Raw genomic sequence first — 19,835 nt, forward strand, 5'->3', positions numbered from 1 at the left:
CATTTAATCATTTAAAATATGAATAAGATATATATAAATCAAAATTATTTTCGACGTGAAAGACGTGAAAAGAAATGAATTATATCTTAACAAATTTCACATGAGAAAGAGGTTAAAAAATGAAAGAGAATGTAACGGTTAAAGAGATTGAGCAACTCGATTTTTCCAGTTTAGTTGGTGTAGTACGGGAGCCAAATATGTGCTCAGGCGGGATTGAAACCCTACGAGTTATCATTCGGGAAAGTAATATTCGTCACGATGCGAAAATTCTTGAAGTGGGCTCGAATACTGGATTTTCTAGTATTGAATTTGCAAGCACTTTGCCTCATGCACATGTTGTAGGAATTGATATGAATCCTATATCGGTTGCTTTTTCTAAAGATAAAGCCAAGAAGTTTGGTATAGACAACGTGGAGTTTATTCAAGCTAATGCGCTGAAGTTGCCATTTGAGGATGATTCCTTTGACATGGTATTTATTAGTAATGTGACATCATTTATTAATGATCGTGAAACCGCCATTACTGAATACATCCGTGTGTTAAAGCCAGGTGGAATTTTGGCAGTAGCGCCTATTTACTATCGTGAAACACCACCGGAACATATCGTGACTGCTGTTGAGGAGGCTATTCTAGCAAATGTTACGGTACGAGATAAAAGTTATTGGAAAGAGATTTTGTCAGGTTTTGAGATACAGGAGTACTTTGACCAAGATTATAAATATATTAAATCTACCGAAGAGGAAATGAGTTCTTATGTAGACATGGTTATGTCACAAGAACATTTACGTAGCTATGATGAAGATCTAGTGGTGGCTATGAAAAAGAGATTGCAGTACTTCTATGAGCTTTTTGATGAAAACCTACAGTATGCAGGATTTTCCGTGATGCTGTATCGCTATCAATCGCCAAATGATATACCGATTCTGCATAAAACCTGTTTGGTGAAGGGTTAGTCGTAGTAAAAGGGTTGGCACCTTTTAGAGTCAACTCAGACTATAGATAATCGATTACGGTTTGGAGGAAGGTTTTGAACAGGGAACAGTCTTCTCTACATCACTTTAAGGCGGAAATTATGTATCCTTCAAATCTTCTTCCAAATCTACTTTGTCTACAGTTTTGGTCCATATGGATAGTTGTAAGGGAGTGATACTTCTGATTATTTCATCAATAGCGCATATCGACGAGCATTTGCAAAATAAATTAAGAAACGATTTTCCTGAAAACCAATTTTTGTTTTTCTCTCATCCTAAAGAAATAGAAAGTGATGTAGATGCATTAGAAAGAACCGAAATCTTAATTGCATACGGAGATGGGGTTTCGCCAGAGGTACTGGATGTAATGCCCAATCTGAAATGGGTTCATGTACTTAGTTCTGGATTGAATTTGTTGCCTAAGGCGAAATTAAAAAGTAAAGAGACAATCGTGACAAATGTGAAAGGGATCCATGCGATTCCGATGTCCGAATACACAATCAGTATGATATTAAATATTGTGCGTAGAAACTATCATTTTTTCCAATTGCAACAAAAGAACGAATGGGAATCATGGGTTACGGTAGAAGAAGCCTACGGAAAAACACTTGGCATTATTGGGTTAGGTACAGTCGGTATGGATATCGCCAAAAAAGCGAAAGTGTTTGGAATGAACATTATGGGTATGTGCAACCAAAGTCAGCCAGTGTGTGAATATGTAGATGAGGTCGTTCCGAAAGAGAATATGGAATATTTATTGCGAAACTCAGATTTTGTCTTGCTAACTGTACCTCTCACATCGGACACGTTTCATCTGATTGATATCAATGAACTCAATATGATGAAAAAGTCCGCTTATATCATGAATATTAGTCGCGGTAACGTCATCAATGAAGAAGCGCTTATTCAAGTATTAAAAGAAAAAAGGATTGCTGGTGCCGTTCTTGATGTATTTTCCAGTGAGCCGCTCCCTTCAGACCATCCGATCTGGGAGTTAGATAATGTGATGGTTACGCCACATGCAGCTGGACGAACACCATTTTATATGGAGCGATCATTAGACATATTTACAACGAATCTGGAAATATATCCGAATGAAAGTAAGATGGTGAATGTCATTGATTTAGATAAAGGTTATTGAAAGGAGATGGATAAAAATGATGCGTGCACATAACTTCTCTTCGGGACCTGCGGCAATGCCAAGTGAGGTATTGATCCAAGCCCAAAATGAGTTGCTAAGTTATGATGATTCGGGCATGTCAATTATGGAAATGAGTCATCGTAGTAAATATTATGACCAGATTCATAATGAAACGATGGAATTAATTCGTCAATTACTAGGCATTCCTGCGAATTATAAAATCGGCTTACTTCAAGGTGGAGCAAGATTGCAGTTTGCCATGATACCTTTGAACTTCATGTCGAAAGGGAGACAAGCTGGTTATGTATTGACGGATACTTGGTCAGAAGAAGCTTTCAAAGAGGCCGAACATGTGGGCTCTGCCTATATTGCTGGCAAAAATGATGGGTATCGCCGAATTCCTGATAGCAATGAAATAGAGATTCAAAGAGATACGACATATATTCATTTGACATCCAACAATACGATCGTGGGTACTCAGTACCATGATTATCCGCAATTAAATGGAGTGCATCTCATAGCGGATATGACAAGTGACATTATGTCGAAAGAGATTGATGTTAACTCATTCTCCTTGATTTATGCGGGTGCACAAAAAAATCTAGGACCTTCTGGCGTAACGTTAGTCATCTTACGAGAAGATTTACTAGAAGAAGAATCGTCGCTCACAATGCCTGCGCTACGATACAGTTCTCACTTAAAAGAAAACTGCATGTTAGCAACTCCACCCACCTACAATATCTATTTAGTGAATCTATTTGCGAAATGGATTCAACAGCAAGGTGGTGTAGCAATGATCGAAAAACAAAATCAGAAAAAAGCGACGTTGCTATACGATTTTATCGATCAGAGTGGAGGATTCTACAAGGGTTATTCAGAGAGAAGTAGTCGTTCCCATATGAATATCACCTTTCATCTTCCAACCAAAGAATTGGATCAAAAATTTATTGCTCAAGCCTATCAAGAAGGATTCATAGGAGTGAATGGTCATCACCGGATCGGTGGTTGTAGAGCTTCGATCTATAATGGCGTTTCGCTACAAAGTTGCATGGAATTAGAAATGTTTATGAAACACTTCCAAGATCAGAATGGGTAGATGGTTGAGAGATAGTCGAGCAGGTCAATCGTTACTTGTGAAGGGAGTTCAACGTATTGCTTAAGCTGGTGGATGTAATTCGTAGTGGGAAAATCGAGAGTACTCATTATGGTCATATAGCTGTGGTGGATGCACAAGGAAAGTTGTTGTATTCAGCAGGTGATCCAGATAGATGGACATGTGCTAGATCTTCAATTAAACCATTTCAGGCACTGCCAATCGTGCAAACAGGGACCGCTGACAATTATGATCTCACGGACAAAGAATTAGCCTTATGTTGTGGATCACATATTGGAGAAAAACAACATATTGAAACAGTTTTTGGAATGCTAGAACGAGCTGGGATTCGAGAAACAACTCTACGATGTGGCACGAATTTACCGCCCTTGTTTATATACAGAGAGTTAATCAGAAAGGGAAAAGATATTGCACCGGTCCATCACAATTGTTCCGGTAAACATGCAGGAATGCTATTAACTGCGAAATATCTGAATGAAGAATTGGTAGATTATCATAAGCCCGATCACCCTGTTCAACAACGTATTATGCAAACATTAGCTCGGATTGGTAGACTGACACCGGAAGAAATTGAGATAGGAATCGATGGATGCGGGGTTCCTGCGTACTTCCTTTCCCTGGAACGTTGGGCCACCATTTTCGCCCGATTTGCAGATTCGAAATCATTGGATCCTATGGATCGGCTAGCTGCTGAACGTATTACGCGTGCGATGACCACTTTCCCTGAAATGGTGGCTGGATCCAATGAATTTTGTACAGAGCTTATGAAGGTTGGCGAGGGTAGATGGATAGCCAAAGGCGGTGCAGAAGCTGTCTACTGTATCGGTGATAGAGAAACTGGACTGGGAATAGCAATTAAGGTCGAAGATGGCGCTTTACGTGCGGTTCATGCAGTGGCTGTGGAAGTATTAAAGCAACTAGATTTGCTTCGTGAAGATCAATTGCAAGAGTTGATGGGCTTTTATAAGCCGACACTCAAAAATGGGCGTGAAGAAGAAGTAGGTCATATTTTACCGTCATTCCAACTCACTGCACGGAGTTGAAATACTGTCTATTAGATAGGAGTAACATATGCGTAAAGAACTAGATATGGAAATGTACACAGGACATGTGGATTGTTGGAGCCGAGCATCCTTCTCTATTCTAAATTATATGGGGCTAGAAAATCCGGGTGTATTGATGGGTGTAAATAATGGCACTTATTTATTGATGAATCCACATGAGTGTAAGTTAACACCCAGCTATATTGATCAGCCGATGATTCGATTATTCAATATGAAAGTGGATTATCAGGAGTTTAGTGAAGAAGAAGAAGTATGGAAAGAAATTGTGGATTCGATAAACAAGGACATACCAATTGCCATTTTCTGTAACACAAAAAACCTTCCATTTACTTCGTTTTTACGTGACTTTCATATGACCATTATTGCAGGCTACTCTTCGGAGCCACGAACGGTACTAATCCGAGATACATTGGGTGATTACAAGGATTACATTTCATTTGATCAATTAGTGAAGGCGATGACTTTATCTCCTGAGTTAATGATTCAGGCGAGAGCAACTCAGCCATTTAAAATAGTTACGATCATTCCAAGAGATACTGAGATGGATCTGTATCAGGAAATACTTATGGAATATTTTATCAAGAATATGATGATCATGAAAGGCGAAGTTGAGCCAGACGAAGAAAGCCGTAAACAAATTTTACAGCTAGCCAATATGCCAGTTGGCACAGAGATTTTTACAGGCTGGAGTGGAATAGAGCGGCTATCTGAGATATTCATCGATCTTCCCTTGCATATTCAAAAGAATTTTTCGGGCTATTTTTTAGAATTTGCAATCAAACGGACTTTTTTATTAGATACGATGATGCATTTTCAATCGTTATTGCCGGCTGACAAGTTGGATGAAAGTTGTAAATATATGAAACGTGTATCACAGTCTTGGAATGTGATGAGAAATATGTTGATTAAGTATCAATTCACTCAAAATTCATCTCTACTTACACAGATCCAGCAACGATTGAAGCAAGTAGTAAGTGAGGAGCAAATAGCTTTAGAAAACTATGCGATTAGGGGGATCATCTAGCAATGACTTTCTTATTCACGAAGAAAGGAATGGGCTGTACCTATCATTTATTGGATCTAGAAAATTTGTGGAACAATAATGCGATTGCTTTTATGGATCGACTTGAAGAGAGTAATGCAAGTATTGGATATTCAGGTACTAGCTTCGGAACTGCATTTCCGGCTCAAGATCTGCCTAACTCTAAAGAAGTTTTTGAAAGTCATGGTATTCCCTTTCTTTTTCCGATTAAGAAGATCAATACACCTAACAACGTGGAATGTAATGGTCAAATGATTGATTGTAGTAACCAAAAGCTAGCTAAGATTCATTTTGTTGGTTGCACTGAACAAGGGGATTTCACAGAATCCATCCAGATTCATGCATCGAATCAAGCGGTGTATTCCTCAGATCTGAGCTTCAGTGAGTGGATCTTGAGAGAACCAAAGTTTGGAGAACGTGAAGCAATCAGAACCTCAGGAATTGCTAGTCAATTTTACGGGTTTTCAGAAGGAGTACGAACCACACTTTGGTTACAGACGATATCTGTTTCGAGTGAAGAACCAATCAGCCATATCGTTCTACCTGTAAATGAGAATATGCATATTTTCTGTATTACATTGCAAACGAGGGATTTATAGTTAAGCCTGAATGAGGGGGATACAAGTGAATATTCAACAAGAAATAGTGGATATTGTAAAGAATATCACGGGATTAGAGGAGGTGTCACCCAACCAAAAATTGATTGATGGCATTGGAATCGACTCATTTAGCTACATTCAGTTAATTATTGAACTGGAAGAGAAATTTCATATGAAGTTTAATGATCAGGATCTAAATATAGAAAGATTTCCTGATATAGAGAGTTTATCAAAGTATTTTATAGATTCTCTAGAGAAAACCACGTAACAATCATGTCCGAGTAAAGTGGACAAGCATGGGTCGCATTTTTACAAAAAGTAAGATTAAATCACTTGGAGGTTTATATATGAATACACTTGCAAAACGAGTTAGTCCTACAAAATCTTGGGTTAATCCAAACGATCATTATAAAAAATCCATGGGACATCCTTGGTATCAAGCGATCGCTGTACTACAAGATGAAATCGTCCATTCTACCTTTCAATTTTTTAGAGAACAAGGTATTCGATCAGTATGCTTGCCAGCAACGACAGGATCTGTGACGAGTCCAATGGGTCTTGGGAGCGATTCTTTACCCGTGAAAATCGAATTAGAAGGTGTAGAAACATACCTCGCGGATTCCATGCAGTTCCATCTAGAATATATGCTTCGTTACTTAGACCAAGGGGTTCACTATGTGATGCCTACCTTTAGAGGCGAAGATGCTGATGCTAGACATCTATGCCAATTTTATCATAGCGAAGCTGAAGTTGTGGGCACGTTAGAGGATGTTATGAAACTAGTGAGTGAGTATATTCACAGACTTTGTGTCGATATCCTTAACAACCCTGAGTCAAAGAAATTGGTAATGGAGATCGCTGGGACTACGGAGCATATTGAAAAAGTAGTCAGTCAAAAAGGTGTATATTCTACGATTACATTAAGTGAAGCTATTCTAGAGTTAGAGAATGATCCGGAATATGTTTCGACTCATCCGGTAGGATTCAAAACGATTACCAATAAAGGTGAACAAGAATTGATTAGAAGATTTGGTGGCCTAGTGTGGTTGACACACCACGATTACTTATCGGTTCCGTTTTATCAGGCAAGAGATAAAAATGGCGTAGCTGCACTGAATGCAGATTTACTCTTTGGAATTGGTGAGGTAGTAGGTTGTGGTGAAAGACATACAACCGGTGAAGAGTTGAGGGAATCGATGGAGTACCACACAGTCGATGAAAAAGAATATGAGTGGTATACCTACATGAAAGATCATAATCCGATGAAGACTTCTGGATTTGGCATGGGGATGGAGCGCTTTATCTTGTTCCTACTGAAACATGATGATATTCGTGATATTCAAATCATCCCTCGATTCAATGGAGTAGCAATTAATCCATAACAATAAATTCTAGGAGGTCCTTATGAATCTTTCTGCCACTCAACAGATATTGGATGAAGTCTTGAAATCTCGCAATGTGACATATCAACCAGAACATCGTATCCTTCAGGACCTTAATATTGATTCCATTGAAGTCATCAGTTTGATCGTTGAGATTGAACAAAAAATCGGTTGTGAACTAGATGATGAAACGTACTTGACTGTATTGGAAGGAACCATTTGTGAGATTACGGAGGCGATTGAGCGTTTATTAGCCGCTCAATCACAAGGATGAACGATATGAAGTCTAGAAGAGATATTCTTGATCATATTATAGAAGCTCATGGGAATAGACCATTCCTAAAAACATCTCGTGAGATCATTACTTTTCCTCAATTTCGCGAGAGGATAATGGATCTGTCCCATCTCATGTGTGACCGTTCATCAAGTACGGATACTGGGCATTTGGCCGTCATTATGTGTAGACGACCCAAGAATTTTGTACTTGCTTACTTTGCCGCTATCTATGCCGGACTTGTTCCGGTTCCCATCTCAGAATTATGTAAGGAGAGGGAGATTACAGCTAGTATTCATGGGGCAGTTTACTTATTGTCCGATTGTCCGCAATCAGAAAATATACGAAACTTACGATCTGATGAGTTATCGAACGAGCTTATCTGCTATCACTTACAACCAGAAAAGCCTCTGAGCGCCGGAGTTGAAACCGCAGTATTGCTTTCTACATCTGGAAGTGTAGGCTTTCCTAAGCGAGTTATGTTGAGCTTTGACAATATTTTTGCCAATGTGGAAGGCTTACAACAGGCTTTGCAACTGTCCAGTGATGATTCTACTCTTGCGATTCTTCCATTTCACTATAGCTTTGCACATACGACACAGCTTTGGGCACAGTTTATCCTAGGAGCTCCACTAATTCTTACGGATGGTCCATTGATTCCGAAACAAGTAATGTCACTATGTACAAATCATCAGCCTGTTTCGGTTTGTGTGGTAGCACAGAGTATTAAAGTGTTATCTACTGTAACACAATGGGCTTCTAATTTTGATTTATCTTCCATACAACGTCTCATCGTTGCAGGTGGAAGAACTAGCCAGGATTTGATGGAAAGCGCGATTCAGCTATTTCCTAATGCAAAAATATTGCAAGGATATGGACTGACTGAAGCAGGACCACGAGTTTCTATGGAAATTGAGCAAGATGCTGTGAGAATCATGGACGGAATTCGCTCAAGTGGTAAACCTCTACCCAATGTAAAAGTGAAAATTGTAGATAGTGAATATAAAGAGACAGATACCTTACAAGAAGGAATGATCACTGTCTGTGGGCCTAATGTGATGAAAGGCTATTTTATGAATGATATCAGTACAAAAAAGGTTTTCCATGATGGCTGGTTACTGACTGGAGATATTGGCTTCGTGGATCCATGTGGGTACCTCTATATCCGAGGTAGATCTCGTAATATGTTGGTCCACAAGGGATTTAAGGTATTTCCAGAAGAAATCGAATCCTTTGTATTAGAAGATCCTAGAATTCAACGATGCCGAGCCTATGAGGAGAAAGGTTGCTACATTTTGGAGGTTCAAAGTACCGAAATAACTGATCCCCAAGTAATCTTGGAGCGAATGAAAAATGAACTTTCTTATTGGAAGATCCCAGATCAACTTCGCTTTACGGAGATCGAACTCACTCACAATGGAAAAACAAAAAGAAATACAAATAAAAAAGTAACATTCTTATAGAAAGGAGTGGGCTTATTGGAACTACGATTTGCATTCGAAAATAAACTGAGAAAAAATCAAATCGAATCTCTTTATTCGAAATTGATCTATAGTATTGAGGGTATTATCAACTGCCGATTTCAAGAAGAGACAGAAGAAATTGTGGTAGAGTTTGAAGATCCTTCACTTGTGGAGTCGATCCATCAAGTTGTTAACCGATTAATCGAGGAGGAGAAGAAGATGCGTACGATTAGTCCGCGTATCCTAAAGAAAACTTCTTCTCCGATCGATGTCATATCCCACGATGCGTCCATTCACTCTATTTTTTCCTCAGATGGAGCGGTTTGCAAAGATAGTGCGATTTCCTTATTTGAGGCTCTGGATCAAAAGTTTCTCAACATAGCCGTTCAGCGAGGAGCTCATCTGCGCAAGTATACTTCTATGATCGCATCTGAAGCACTCGAAAAGTGTCAGTATATCAATTCATTCCCGCAGAATGTATTTCTAGTCTCTGAGTTTCCTCATCAGTTGGAGATCTTAGAAAAAGTGAGAGAAGGTCAATCATACGATGAGCTAGCACGGGTAAAGCCTTATGTTCTAACGCCTGCGGTTTGTTTTCATTGTTATGAGGAACTAAGCGACCAAAAGTTAGATCAGCCGATTATTTTAACGTCAAAGGGAAATTGTTTCCGACATGAAGCTACCTGGCGAGTAGGTAATCATCGTCTCAATGAATTCCAAATGCGGGAGATTGTTTTTATGGGTGATAAGGAATTTGTAGAATCACTACGACAATCAATCCTAGAGGAAGTTTGGCAATTGTTTGAGTCACTCGGACTTCAAGGACGAGTCGAAACGGCAAACGATCCATTCTATTTTTCACAGGATGCATATAAGAAAAACTATCAATTAATGAGCGATATAAAATATGAATTAATCGTAGAGTTAGCGGAAAAGTCGGCTTTCTCCATTGCATCTTTTAACAATGTCAGAGATACGTTATGTCAACAGTTTCATATTACATCCCAAGATGGAGTGTCGCTCCATTCAGGCTGTGTTGCATTCGGATTGGATCGCTGGGTGTATGCGTTACTTTCCAAATTCGGAAAGGATCTGCAATCTTGGCCAGAGCCGGTTCGTGATCTTTTACAGCTGCCCGAAGGGATTTAATCACATAAGTCAGACTGTAGACAATGTCGATTTGAGAGGAGATTTGAAAGGGAAGTGCTCCTTCTTTTTGTCTCTCTTCCAGACTTTGAGGCGCCAAAAGGACACTCCCTTTTTCAAACCTTCTTCTAGATCATGATTTCTTGTTTACAAGAAGAAAGATTCTACACATGGGGGGTAACAGATGAGTTGGAACATGTATCAAGATAAAGTGTTGGATATGGTTAGATTTGCTAAGGAAAATTCGCCTTTTTATTCTGCAAAGTATGCTGCCGTTGATTTGCAACATCTTACAGAAGCCGAGTTTCATTCTCTTCCTATTATAAGAAAAAGTGATCTGTTAGGGAATGAACGACAACTTTTGGTTTCCGCCAAAGAGGATGACCTTTCAATAGAGAGAACCAGTGGAACTACGGGTGCACCACTCATTTGCTACAAGTCTAAAAAAGATGTAGTGATGAAAGGCATGGATCTCTGGAAATTGCGGAAGAAGTGGGGAGATATTGCTCCCAGTGATCGAAGAGCTGACTTTTATTTGTATTATGATGGAAAGCAGATATTTACTGATAATATCTATACGAAGGATAGTCAAATTCACTTATCGCCACTTGATATGTCGAAGGACTCATTAAATCGTTACTATGAAGCACTCATCCAATTTGATCCTGCTTGGATTTATGCTCCTGCTTCCGCAATTTATATTTTTGCAGATCATCTACTGGAACAAGGCCTAGATGCGTCTCGAATAAAATCACTTCGATACATTGAGTGTGCTGGTGAAATGTTGTTTGATTATCAACGGGAGAAGATTGAGAAAGTATTTGGCCCACTGGTTCATAGCATGTATGGAACTAAGGAGAATTGGTGTATCGCGATGTCTTGTAACAAAGGTTCTTTACATTTACAGGAAGATCGCTACTATATCGAAGTGATTAATTCTAATGAAGAAGGTACTGGAGAGTTAGTTGTCACCGATCTGCAAAATAAAACGTGGCCCTTGATCCGATATTGGATTGGAGACCTTGTATCTGTATCTGCTGCTACATGTGATTGTGGACAATCTTCTCCTGTCCTAACGTTGACTGGAGGACGGACACAAGAATATGTTCAAGTTCATGATTGGCTCTGTAGTCCTGTGCTATTTCATTATCGTACGTCAGCGATAAATCGCAAATATGGGAATTGTATTCGTTCTTTCCGTGTAACACAGCGAGCGGAGGAAGATTTTTTGATCGAACTTGTCCCAGGGACCGACTATAATGAATCGATTGCTCACCGTTTAACAACCGATTTATTGGAATGGCTACCTCAAGGAGTCCGATTGGAATTGGAATTGCATACGCATATTGATTTCAAGAACAATAAATTCACTTATTTTCAAACGTATAAAAGACAACAATTAATATCTTCTAATTGATGGAGCATATCGTATGAAAAAATTAATAGAGAATTGGCATCCGTATTTCGGATCATATGATTGTTTGTTAAATTCAATCAGTTGGTGGCTTTCTGTACAATCCATCGATGTAAGGCCACTCGTGAAATGCAATTGGAACTTGTATGTTTCGGGTGAACATGATCAATTTGGTGGAAGTATTCCGGATGATGCTCTATGTACACTGTTACCAGAGGTGTATTCTGTATCCATTCAAGAGATCACGAATTTTTCAGAGGTTCCATATGAAGAGGTAGTCATACTACCGATCGATGCCTTTCATCTACCCTATCTCAAAGAGTCTTTTCAATTGCATCACCAACTGCACTATGTGGCGGCCTACTTCTGGACAGATGGAACGGTTGAAATTTATGACCCATACTTCTTGCAATCCTACTATTTCAGGGAGGAGTCGTGTAAAGAGTATTGGCTTCGGTTTCAAAAACCGGTACTTCGCTTATATTCATTAGGGACCAATTCTGCTATATCGCCTAGTCCCTATTTATCTAGGCAACCATTTGAAAGGATCTATCAAGAAACAGAAGTCAAATTGATAGAGAAGATCCATACTGTTTTAAAAGAGCCTGATCCTCTTCAGATCAGTGTTAAGTTTCAACGATATTTTGGTTGTTTTCGTAGTATTTATATCGCTCGTAAAAAGTATTTTGAAACGTTGGAGCATAGTTCATTTGAACACATTTCATCTCTTTGGTTGAGTGTGGAGCGATCTTATATGCGTCTAATGGTTTACCGTGAACGGGGTATAGATTCAGTCATCGATTCAATCCAAAAAGTGATTGAAGCAGAACGCACATATTTACGCCAGATAGACTTGTAGGATTAGATTGGAGGCAAATTATGAAAGGCATTGTTTGGTCTCTTCGTTTTTTATCACAATATCGTTTTTTGATCTTGCTAGGAGTTTTAGCGGCATTTATTGCAGGATGTGCCTATTCAATATATCCTTGGACTTTGAAAATTTTGCTAGATGATGTGATTTCCAAGCAAAATATAGGGTTACTTTTACCAATTACGCTCGCATTGTTAGGGACCGTTATTGTTTCGTCATCCATGGAATTAGTCCAGACTTATATTTTTACGAAATCAGCTCAGGGTGCGATTAATCGTATTCGATCGAAGCTTTTCACAAGAATGTTACAGCTACCGATTTCTTTTATACGGGAAAAATCACCGGGAGAGTTACTCTCTTATTATGTCAATGATATAAACCAAATCAATGTAATCTATACTAGCTTTATTACAGGTACTGTTGCTTCCTTGACGCAAATCATTTTGCAGTTTGGTTTCCTATTTTATATGAATGTTCCATTGACGTTGTTAACCATTCTATTTATTCCACTTTACTTTTTTAATCATAAGTATTTTAAGAAAACGATTTCGAGTTCAGCGGATGATATGCAAAAAAGTAATGATAATTCAATTCAGTTACTTCAAGAGGGTTTAACGAATATTAGAGAAGTTAAAATCTATGATGCAAATCGTTCGATGAGCAATAAGTTGAAAGTAGCTTTTCAAGATGTTCTAACCAAGAGTGTCAGAAATACACTACTGACCGAATCGAACTTCCATCTCTCCAATGTCATTACATTTGGAACTCGTTATATCATCTATGGATTTGGTGCATATTTAACATTAACAGGAAGCATGACCATGGGAGAGTTGATTGCATTTGTAACTTTTCAAACTACATTGTTCAATCCAATTGCTCGCTTTTTAAATATTGTTTCCAAAGTGCATAATGCTGAAGTGATTACAGGCAGGTTGTTAACATTTTTCAAGGATACAGAAGATATGATTGAAAAATCCGGTTCGGTGAAAAGGGACCTTCAGGGACATTTTACGTTGAAAGATGTTACTTACCAATACCCTAATAAAGTAGATCCAGTTCTCCAAAAGATCTCATTGGAAATAAAGCCTGCACGCATTACCGCGATTGTCGGTCCAAGTGGCGGAGGGAAAACAACCTTATTCCATATCATCGCAGGGTATTATGGAGTGGAAAAGGGAATTGTTGAAGTTGATGGGATCGCCCTAAAAGATCTAGATCTATCGTGTTTTCGGAGTCAAGTAGGGGTTGTTTTTCAAGACATTGTTCTATTTAATACATCGGTAAAAGATAATATAAAATTGTCGAAACCAGATGCCACCGATGAGGAGGTTATATATGCAGCTAAATTAGCTTTTTCTCATGATTTTATTCAAAACTTACCGGATCAATATGAGACTCTAGTTGGTAATAATGGAGTGAAGCTATCTGGGGGACAAAGACAGAGGATTGCGCTAGCCCGAGTGTTTTTGCAGAATCCTAAAATATTAATACTCGATGAACCAACCTCAGCCCTGGATTCAGAGTCCGAAACTGAGATCCATACCGCACTTAATCATCTAATGGAAGACAGAACGACGATTATCGTTACTCATAATATGGCCATTGCTAGCAAAGCAGACCACATTATTTTCATTCATCAAGGTAAGGTGATTGAACAGGGAAGTCACCAAGAGTTAGTAAATCATGATGGTATATACGTAAAGTTATTTAATAATCAGCGGAGCGAATATGTGAGTATGTAGATTCGCAATTGCTTTTTATCAGTCATATCATTTTATTTCGTTTGAATGGGAGGTTTTCGTGATGATGGTTGTGAAACTTGTTCCACACCGGCTTGAATATGCTCAAACTATTTTTACCCTTTCGACGGATCCACCTGTTAAGGAAGCATTAGGACTAAAAACAGAGACAGTAGAGGAAACCATGTCATTTGTGAGGCATATGATCGAGGAAGAAGAGAAAGGAAATTCTATATCTAGAGTCATTTTAAATGGAGAAGATGAAGTGGTTGGAGTCACTACTTTGAAAAACATTAATTATGAGCAGAAAAGATGCCATATTGGTAGTTGGCTGGGATATTCCTATTGGGGGAAAGGGTATAACCAAGAAGCGAAGAAAGCCATATTAAAAATCGCATTTAAAGATCTAGACTTAGAGCACGTTTTTACGGGTGCAAATAAGGCTAACATTCGTTCGTGTAAAGCGCTTGAAAAATTGCCCTATCTGACATTAAATGTAGAGTCGCAGTTTCCGGAAGAGTATGAGACTGTAAAGCATGAAATCAAACAAGCTTGTGTCTTACATATGATTGATAAAAAACATTTTTTAGATTGGCTTTACGAATAGAAAATATAGTCAAATAAAGGTAATTAATTTGTACAGTGATTGCCTTTACCTATATTTTTTATATTTTTTATTCACTATAAAATGTTACATAATTATACAAATTTATATAACAAAAATGAATTTTGTGTTACTATAATATTATATATACAAATATACAATTTTATTAAAAAACAAAAAATGGTCCATACATACTATTACCCTATAGTTTGTTTTTACATAGTAAATATACATTAAAAACAATCACATAAGTAATGCTTATAGATTGGCTTGTATCAATCATTAATCTATTTTTATTATTTATAGATGAAAGAAGGTAATACAAGTATGAAAGTTTTTTTAATTGAATCTCAGACAGTTTTGCGAGAGGCTTTGACTAGAGTTTTAAAATTGGAGTCAAATATTACAGTGGTGGGTTCATGCGAAGGTGGAAAAAGTGTTCTGAGTCAAATTGAACGCTTGCAACCTGATATTGTAGTATTAGATATCGACCTCCCTATATCTCCAGGCCTTGAATTAGCGAAGGATATTATAGATCGACAATTAGGGTGCAAGATTGTATTCTTAACTTCAGTAAATTCAGGTGGGGTATATCTAAGAGAAGCTATGAAATTAGGCGTACATGGATATTTATTAAAGGATATCTCCATTGGAAAATTAGTAGGCAGTTTATATGATATCCAAGCGGGTTCATTGATTTTTAGCTCTAGCTTAGAAATGGATCAATCCGTAGCTGACCCTTTAAGGAAAAGAGAAAAGGATGTTCTGTTGCTATTGATGGATGGTTTGGAGACAAAAGAGATTGCCGAACAACTCTTTCTATCAGAGTGGACAGTACGTAACTATATTTATATGATCATGAGAAAGTTAAATGTAAAGACAAGGGTTGAGGCGGTTAATGTAGCCCGGAAAATGGGAGTGTTTTTTGGATCTATGTCAAGTTAGTGGGCAGAAAATAATAAACAATCAACCAGCTATATGTGAATGGAGGATGTATTGGTCTACTTGGCATAAATCAAAGGAGGGAAATTCGTTGATTCCAACAAAATTACAGCCAGGTGATGAAATTCGCATAATCGCTCCATCTAGAAGCCTCTCCATGATTTCTGAACGCGATATTGCTCACGCACAAAAAGTACTATCTTCTCTTCGATTCCATATTACATTTGGTAAACATGTACGGGAAATGGACATGGCTTATTCCTCGTCTATTGAGTCACGTATAGCAGATCTGCATCAGGCCTTTGCAGACAAATCAGTCAAAGCAATACTCACTGTCATTGGTGGATTTAACGTCAACCAACTGCTTCCCTATCTTGACTATGACCTCATTAAACAAAATCCGAAGATTCTCTGTGGATACTCTGACATCACCGCTTTATGTAATGCCATCTACGCCAAAACAGGACTAGTAACCTATTCTGGACCTCATTTTTCCTCATTTGGTATGGTAAAAGGGATGGAATATACCTTGGAATATTTCCAGAAGTGCTTCTCTCAAACAGAGCCACTGTCCCTATCTACAACATCAAAAACTTGGAGTGATGATCAGTGGTACATTGACCAAAAAAACCGCACTTTTATCCCTCACGAGGGCGTACATGTAATCCAAGAAGGAGAAGCAGAGGGAACGATTATTGGTGGGAACCTCTGCACGCTTAACTTATTACAAGGAACTGAATACATGCCCTCATTAAAAGGTTGTATCTTATTCTTGGAAGATGATAGCTTAGTAGACGCTCCGACTTTTGACCGTGATCTCGAATCTTTACTACAATTACCAGGTAGTTCTGAGATCAAAGGTCTATTGATCGGACGATTTCAACAAAAATCCCAAATGACAAGGGAAAAGCTAGAGTTTATCATTCAAAATAAAAAGCAACTTCGAGGTCTCCCTGTTATGGCTGACTTGAACTTTGGCCATACAACACCGATTTTCACATTTCCAATCGGTGGTACAGCTACTATCTCAGTTAAAAACCAAGCTTCATTAGTAGAAATTCAAAGCTATTAATCAATAAATAGAACTAGCTAATCGTATGAAATGGATTAGTTTATCCCGTTGTTTTACGTTAATCTCTATAGTTTTAAATTTTTCCTTTGAAAACGTTTGCATTTCCATGTAAGATGTTCTTAACATCGAACGGATACAGGAGTGTGCTTACTATGCGCCATCAAAAGGTGGATGTTATACTTCAAGCGGCTGTAGAGGTATTTTCTGATCAAGGCTTTGACCAAGCGAAGATGGATGATATTGCACAGGCAGCAGGTGTAGCAAAGGGAACAATTTATTATCATTTTAAGAGCAAAGAGGATTTGTTTACTGGATTAATGGACGAGGGTATGGAGAAATTGATTGGTTGTGCGAAACGCCATATCGATAGTGAGGATTCCCCAGTTGATCAGATGCACGGATTGATCCGAGCTCACAGTCAATTTTTTATGGAAAATGGAAAGTTGGCGAAGCTACTTCTGAATGAAGCGTTTGGAACAAAGGAGCGACAACAGAAGTTTCGTGCGAGCATTCGTGAATATATTCTGCTAATTGAGTCGCTGATTGAAGGAGGGATTGCTACTGGCGATTTCCAATTTGATTATCCGTCAGAGATGGCAGTTGCAATCTTTGGAGCAGGGAGTGTATTGGTTTTGCATAAACTATATACTCTTGAGGATAGTGCATGGACTTCTGAACAGTCAGAAGAAGTTACTCAGATGACTATTCAAAGTTTGAGTCAACTCGTTTTTCGTAGTTTGTTAATAAAATAGACTCTATTCGGAGGCACAAAGTACTTTCTTTGTGCATATTTTTATATTATAATATTAATTGACTGACCAGTCAGTTTTAAACATAAACGACCCTATTTTATATATGAAAATAAAGTGTTTCCGACCTTGAAGGGAATGTGTGTTATGACCAAGCGAAAAAAAGCGAAGACTCTTCTTCTTGAGTACTCAGACTTTGCGAAGATCTGGCAAATTAAATCCATGCGGTTAGCAATGATAGGTGTATTGGCATTGCCTCTTGTGTATAGCTTTATCTACTTGTGGGCCTTTTTTGATCCATATGAAAATGTGAAGTATTTACCTGTAGCTGTGGTAAATGAAGATATAGGTGCACATAAGTCTGATCGCACTATAGAAGCAGGAAAAAAGATAGTAGATAAGCTGAAAGATAATTCGAAAGTGAAATGGGAGTTTGTGAATCGCGAGCAGATGGAAGAAGGTTTTAAAGACGGGTCATTTGCTCTTGCACTCATTATCCCAAAGGAGTTTAGTGAGAAAGCATTAACAGTTGATAGCCCTGAGCCACTTCAAAGCATAATTGAATATCGTTCCGATCCGAGTCGAAACTATTTAACGAGCCGATTAGGGAATAGTGTAGTTCAGACATTAAAAACAGATATAGGAAATCAGCTGACGAAAGAGTTTCTAACAGAAATGTTTGCTGAGCTTCATAAAAGCACAGACAAACTTCAAGAAGCGGCTGACGGAGCGCAAACGTTAACGGAAAAGATAAAAGAAGCGAGAGATGGCACCGATACGATTATTGCTAAGACAGAGCAAATTAAAGATGGTGCCCAGAAGGTTGCAGCAGGAAATGAGAAGCTTGTCTCGACACTTCAACAGACAGTTAAAGAGGTGGAAGAGGGATTAAAAAAACTCAATATTACTGAGGACAACATTAAAAAGATACAGAGTAAAGTACATGAATATAATGATCTTATTCAAAAAAAGGAAGATAAGATTGATAGTAGAGAAAGGGTAGATCTAGTTCCTATTATTAAGGGCTTGAAAGAAGAATTCAAACTACAGGGGAAAGCGAGTCAAGATCTAGATGAGTTGATAAAAAAACATCCTGATCTAGCCAAAGAGCCAAGTGTAAAAGGTCTCCAAGACACTCTTCATTTACTCCAAGAAAGGAATACAGATAGTCAAAGTGAAGCGAGTAAGCTAGATAAGCAATTAAAAGAGTTGTCCTCCCCCTCTTCTTATAAAGACTTTGCAAAGGCATTTCAGACGTTGACAACTAGCTTTGATACCGAGATTGCGAAGCTGGAAGAGAAGAAAAATAAGATCCCGGAAGGATTGAAGAAAGCACAAGAATTAGCAGATGGTAGTGCCAAGTTAGCAGATGGAGTTACCAAGCAGAAAGCCGGCTTGGAGAAACTATCCAATGGCTTAGGCCAAATCATTAATGAAGGCTCAGACAAACTTGCTTCCGAGTTACAAAAAGGTGTGGATAAGGCAAAGGAATCATTGGTTGCTGATACGGAGAAGGAATCTGTTATGTCCGATCCGGTAGATGTAAAGGAAAACGAGCTTCATAAAGTAACGAACTATGCAACTGGATTTGCTCCGTACTTCCTTTCTCTTTCATTATGGGTAGGAGCGATGATTCTCTTTACTATCTTTGACATTTTCCAATTCTCATCCAAGATCTCGTATCGTCCTGTACGACTAGGGATGGTAAGTATCGTCGGGATGATCCAAGCGGTTATTACTTCACTAGCCCTCACGCAAGGATTGGGAATTAAAGTAGAACTTCCTATCTGGTTGTATGTCTTTACAATGTTAATGGGAGTTACGTTTATTGCCATTAACCAAATGCTGGTGACGTACCTAGGAAACGTTGGGCGTTTTATGGCGATTGTGATTTTGATGTTCCAATTGGCATCGAGTGGAGGAACGTATCCGATTGAGTTAACCCCGGAATTCTTCCAAATGATTCACCCATTCTTACCGATGACTTATACGGTACACGGGTTACGAGCTATCTTATCGAGCGGTAACGAGGCAGTTGTATATCACGATGCATTGATTGTACTAGGGTACTTCGTTGGAGCTGTTATCCTGACACAAGTAGGTGGAAGATACCTAGGGAAGAAAAAAGCAGCGAAACAAGAATCGTCTATGCATTCACTAGCTAGTTAAGCCTATATAGTAAATTGTATACTTTGTTTGACTTGAAGCCTGCATATAGCGGGCTTTTTCTTTTCATTTTTGTTAGGTA

Annotated in this window: 19 protein-coding genes; all 19 read left to right on the forward strand. The window is 38.4% G+C overall.

The genetic code is table 11. From position 1 onward, the window contains the following. Positions 1 to 119 precede the first annotated feature (119 nt). Positions 120 to 953, forward strand: coding sequence for a class I SAM-dependent methyltransferase (locus J2Z48_RS10525; RefSeq protein WP_307253296.1), 834 nt, complete (start codon positions 120 to 122; stop codon positions 951 to 953). A 190-nt stretch (positions 954 to 1,143) separates the two neighbouring features. Further along, positions 1,144 to 2,112: a D-2-hydroxyacid dehydrogenase gene (locus J2Z48_RS10530; protein WP_307253298.1), complete on the forward strand. Its 969-nt coding sequence runs from the start codon at positions 1,144 to 1,146 to the stop codon at positions 2,110 to 2,112. 16 nt (positions 2,113 to 2,128) lie between these two features. After that, positions 2,129 to 3,208 (forward strand): 3-phosphoserine/phosphohydroxythreonine transaminase, encoded by a 1,080-nt coding sequence (gene serC / locus J2Z48_RS10535; protein WP_307253299.1) that lies wholly within the window; start codon positions 2,129 to 2,131, stop codon positions 3,206 to 3,208. 56 nt (positions 3,209 to 3,264) lie between these two features. Further along, positions 3,265 to 4,269, forward strand: coding sequence for an asparaginase (locus tag J2Z48_RS10540; protein WP_307253301.1), 1,005 nt, complete (start codon positions 3,265 to 3,267; stop codon positions 4,267 to 4,269). 28 nt (positions 4,270 to 4,297) lie between these two features. Next, positions 4,298 to 5,314: a hypothetical protein gene (locus tag J2Z48_RS10545; RefSeq protein WP_307253302.1), complete on the forward strand. Its 1,017-nt coding sequence runs from the start codon at positions 4,298 to 4,300 to the stop codon at positions 5,312 to 5,314. Positions 5,315 to 5,316: 2 nt separating this feature from the next. Beyond that, entirely contained in the window at positions 5,317 to 5,931 is a 615-nt protein-coding gene (locus J2Z48_RS10550; protein ID WP_307253304.1) for a beta-sandwich domain-containing protein, read from the forward strand. A gap of 25 nt (positions 5,932 to 5,956) precedes the next feature. Next, positions 5,957 to 6,199, forward strand: coding sequence for an acyl carrier protein (locus J2Z48_RS10555; RefSeq protein ID WP_307253306.1), 243 nt, complete (start codon positions 5,957 to 5,959; stop codon positions 6,197 to 6,199). 79 nt (positions 6,200 to 6,278) lie between these two features. Next, positions 6,279 to 7,313: an asparagine synthetase A gene (locus J2Z48_RS10560; RefSeq protein WP_307253308.1), complete on the forward strand. Its 1,035-nt coding sequence runs from the start codon at positions 6,279 to 6,281 to the stop codon at positions 7,311 to 7,313. 22 nt (positions 7,314 to 7,335) lie between these two features. Continuing rightward, positions 7,336 to 7,587, forward strand: coding sequence for a phosphopantetheine-binding protein (locus tag J2Z48_RS10565; protein ID WP_307253309.1), 252 nt, complete (start codon positions 7,336 to 7,338; stop codon positions 7,585 to 7,587). Positions 7,588 to 7,592: 5 nt separating this feature from the next. Next, on the forward strand, positions 7,593 to 9,050 hold the full coding sequence (locus J2Z48_RS10570) for a class I adenylate-forming enzyme family protein (protein WP_307253311.1): 1,458 nt from the start codon (positions 7,593 to 7,595) through the stop codon (positions 9,048 to 9,050). A 15-nt stretch (positions 9,051 to 9,065) separates the two neighbouring features. Then, positions 9,066 to 10,199 (forward strand): aminoacyl--tRNA ligase-related protein, encoded by a 1,134-nt coding sequence (locus tag J2Z48_RS10575; RefSeq protein WP_307253313.1) that lies wholly within the window; start codon positions 9,066 to 9,068, stop codon positions 10,197 to 10,199. A 181-nt stretch (positions 10,200 to 10,380) separates the two neighbouring features. Next, complete coding sequence (locus J2Z48_RS10580) at positions 10,381 to 11,613, forward strand: phenylacetate--CoA ligase family protein (protein ID WP_307253315.1); 1,233 nt, start codon at positions 10,381 to 10,383, stop codon at positions 11,611 to 11,613. A 13-nt stretch (positions 11,614 to 11,626) separates the two neighbouring features. Further along, positions 11,627 to 12,469, forward strand: coding sequence for a hypothetical protein (locus tag J2Z48_RS10585; protein ID WP_307253317.1), 843 nt, complete (start codon positions 11,627 to 11,629; stop codon positions 12,467 to 12,469). 20 nt (positions 12,470 to 12,489) lie between these two features. Then, positions 12,490 to 14,223: an ABC transporter ATP-binding protein gene (locus J2Z48_RS10590; RefSeq protein WP_307253319.1), complete on the forward strand. Its 1,734-nt coding sequence runs from the start codon at positions 12,490 to 12,492 to the stop codon at positions 14,221 to 14,223. A 61-nt stretch (positions 14,224 to 14,284) separates the two neighbouring features. Continuing rightward, complete coding sequence (locus tag J2Z48_RS10595) at positions 14,285 to 14,827, forward strand: GNAT family N-acetyltransferase (RefSeq protein ID WP_307253322.1); 543 nt, start codon at positions 14,285 to 14,287, stop codon at positions 14,825 to 14,827. A 324-nt stretch (positions 14,828 to 15,151) separates the two neighbouring features. Further along, positions 15,152 to 15,769 (forward strand): response regulator transcription factor, encoded by a 618-nt coding sequence (locus tag J2Z48_RS10600; RefSeq protein ID WP_307253324.1) that lies wholly within the window; start codon positions 15,152 to 15,154, stop codon positions 15,767 to 15,769. A gap of 88 nt (positions 15,770 to 15,857) precedes the next feature. Then, positions 15,858 to 16,838, forward strand: a complete 981-nt coding sequence (locus tag J2Z48_RS10605) for a S66 family peptidase (RefSeq protein ID WP_307253327.1) — start codon at positions 15,858 to 15,860, stop codon at positions 16,836 to 16,838. A 152-nt stretch (positions 16,839 to 16,990) separates the two neighbouring features. Further along, positions 16,991 to 17,590 (forward strand): TetR/AcrR family transcriptional regulator, encoded by a 600-nt coding sequence (locus tag J2Z48_RS10610; protein ID WP_307253329.1) that lies wholly within the window; start codon positions 16,991 to 16,993, stop codon positions 17,588 to 17,590. A gap of 144 nt (positions 17,591 to 17,734) precedes the next feature. Then, positions 17,735 to 19,756, forward strand: a complete 2,022-nt coding sequence (locus J2Z48_RS10615) for a YhgE/Pip family protein (RefSeq protein WP_307253330.1) — start codon at positions 17,735 to 17,737, stop codon at positions 19,754 to 19,756. Positions 19,757 to 19,835 lie beyond the last annotated feature (79 nt).

Origin of the sequence: Croceifilum oryzae (assembly GCF_030814315.1) — a bacterium.
In the GTDB taxonomy this organism is placed as follows: Bacteria; Bacillota; Bacilli; order Thermoactinomycetales; family Thermoactinomycetaceae; genus Baia; species Baia oryzae.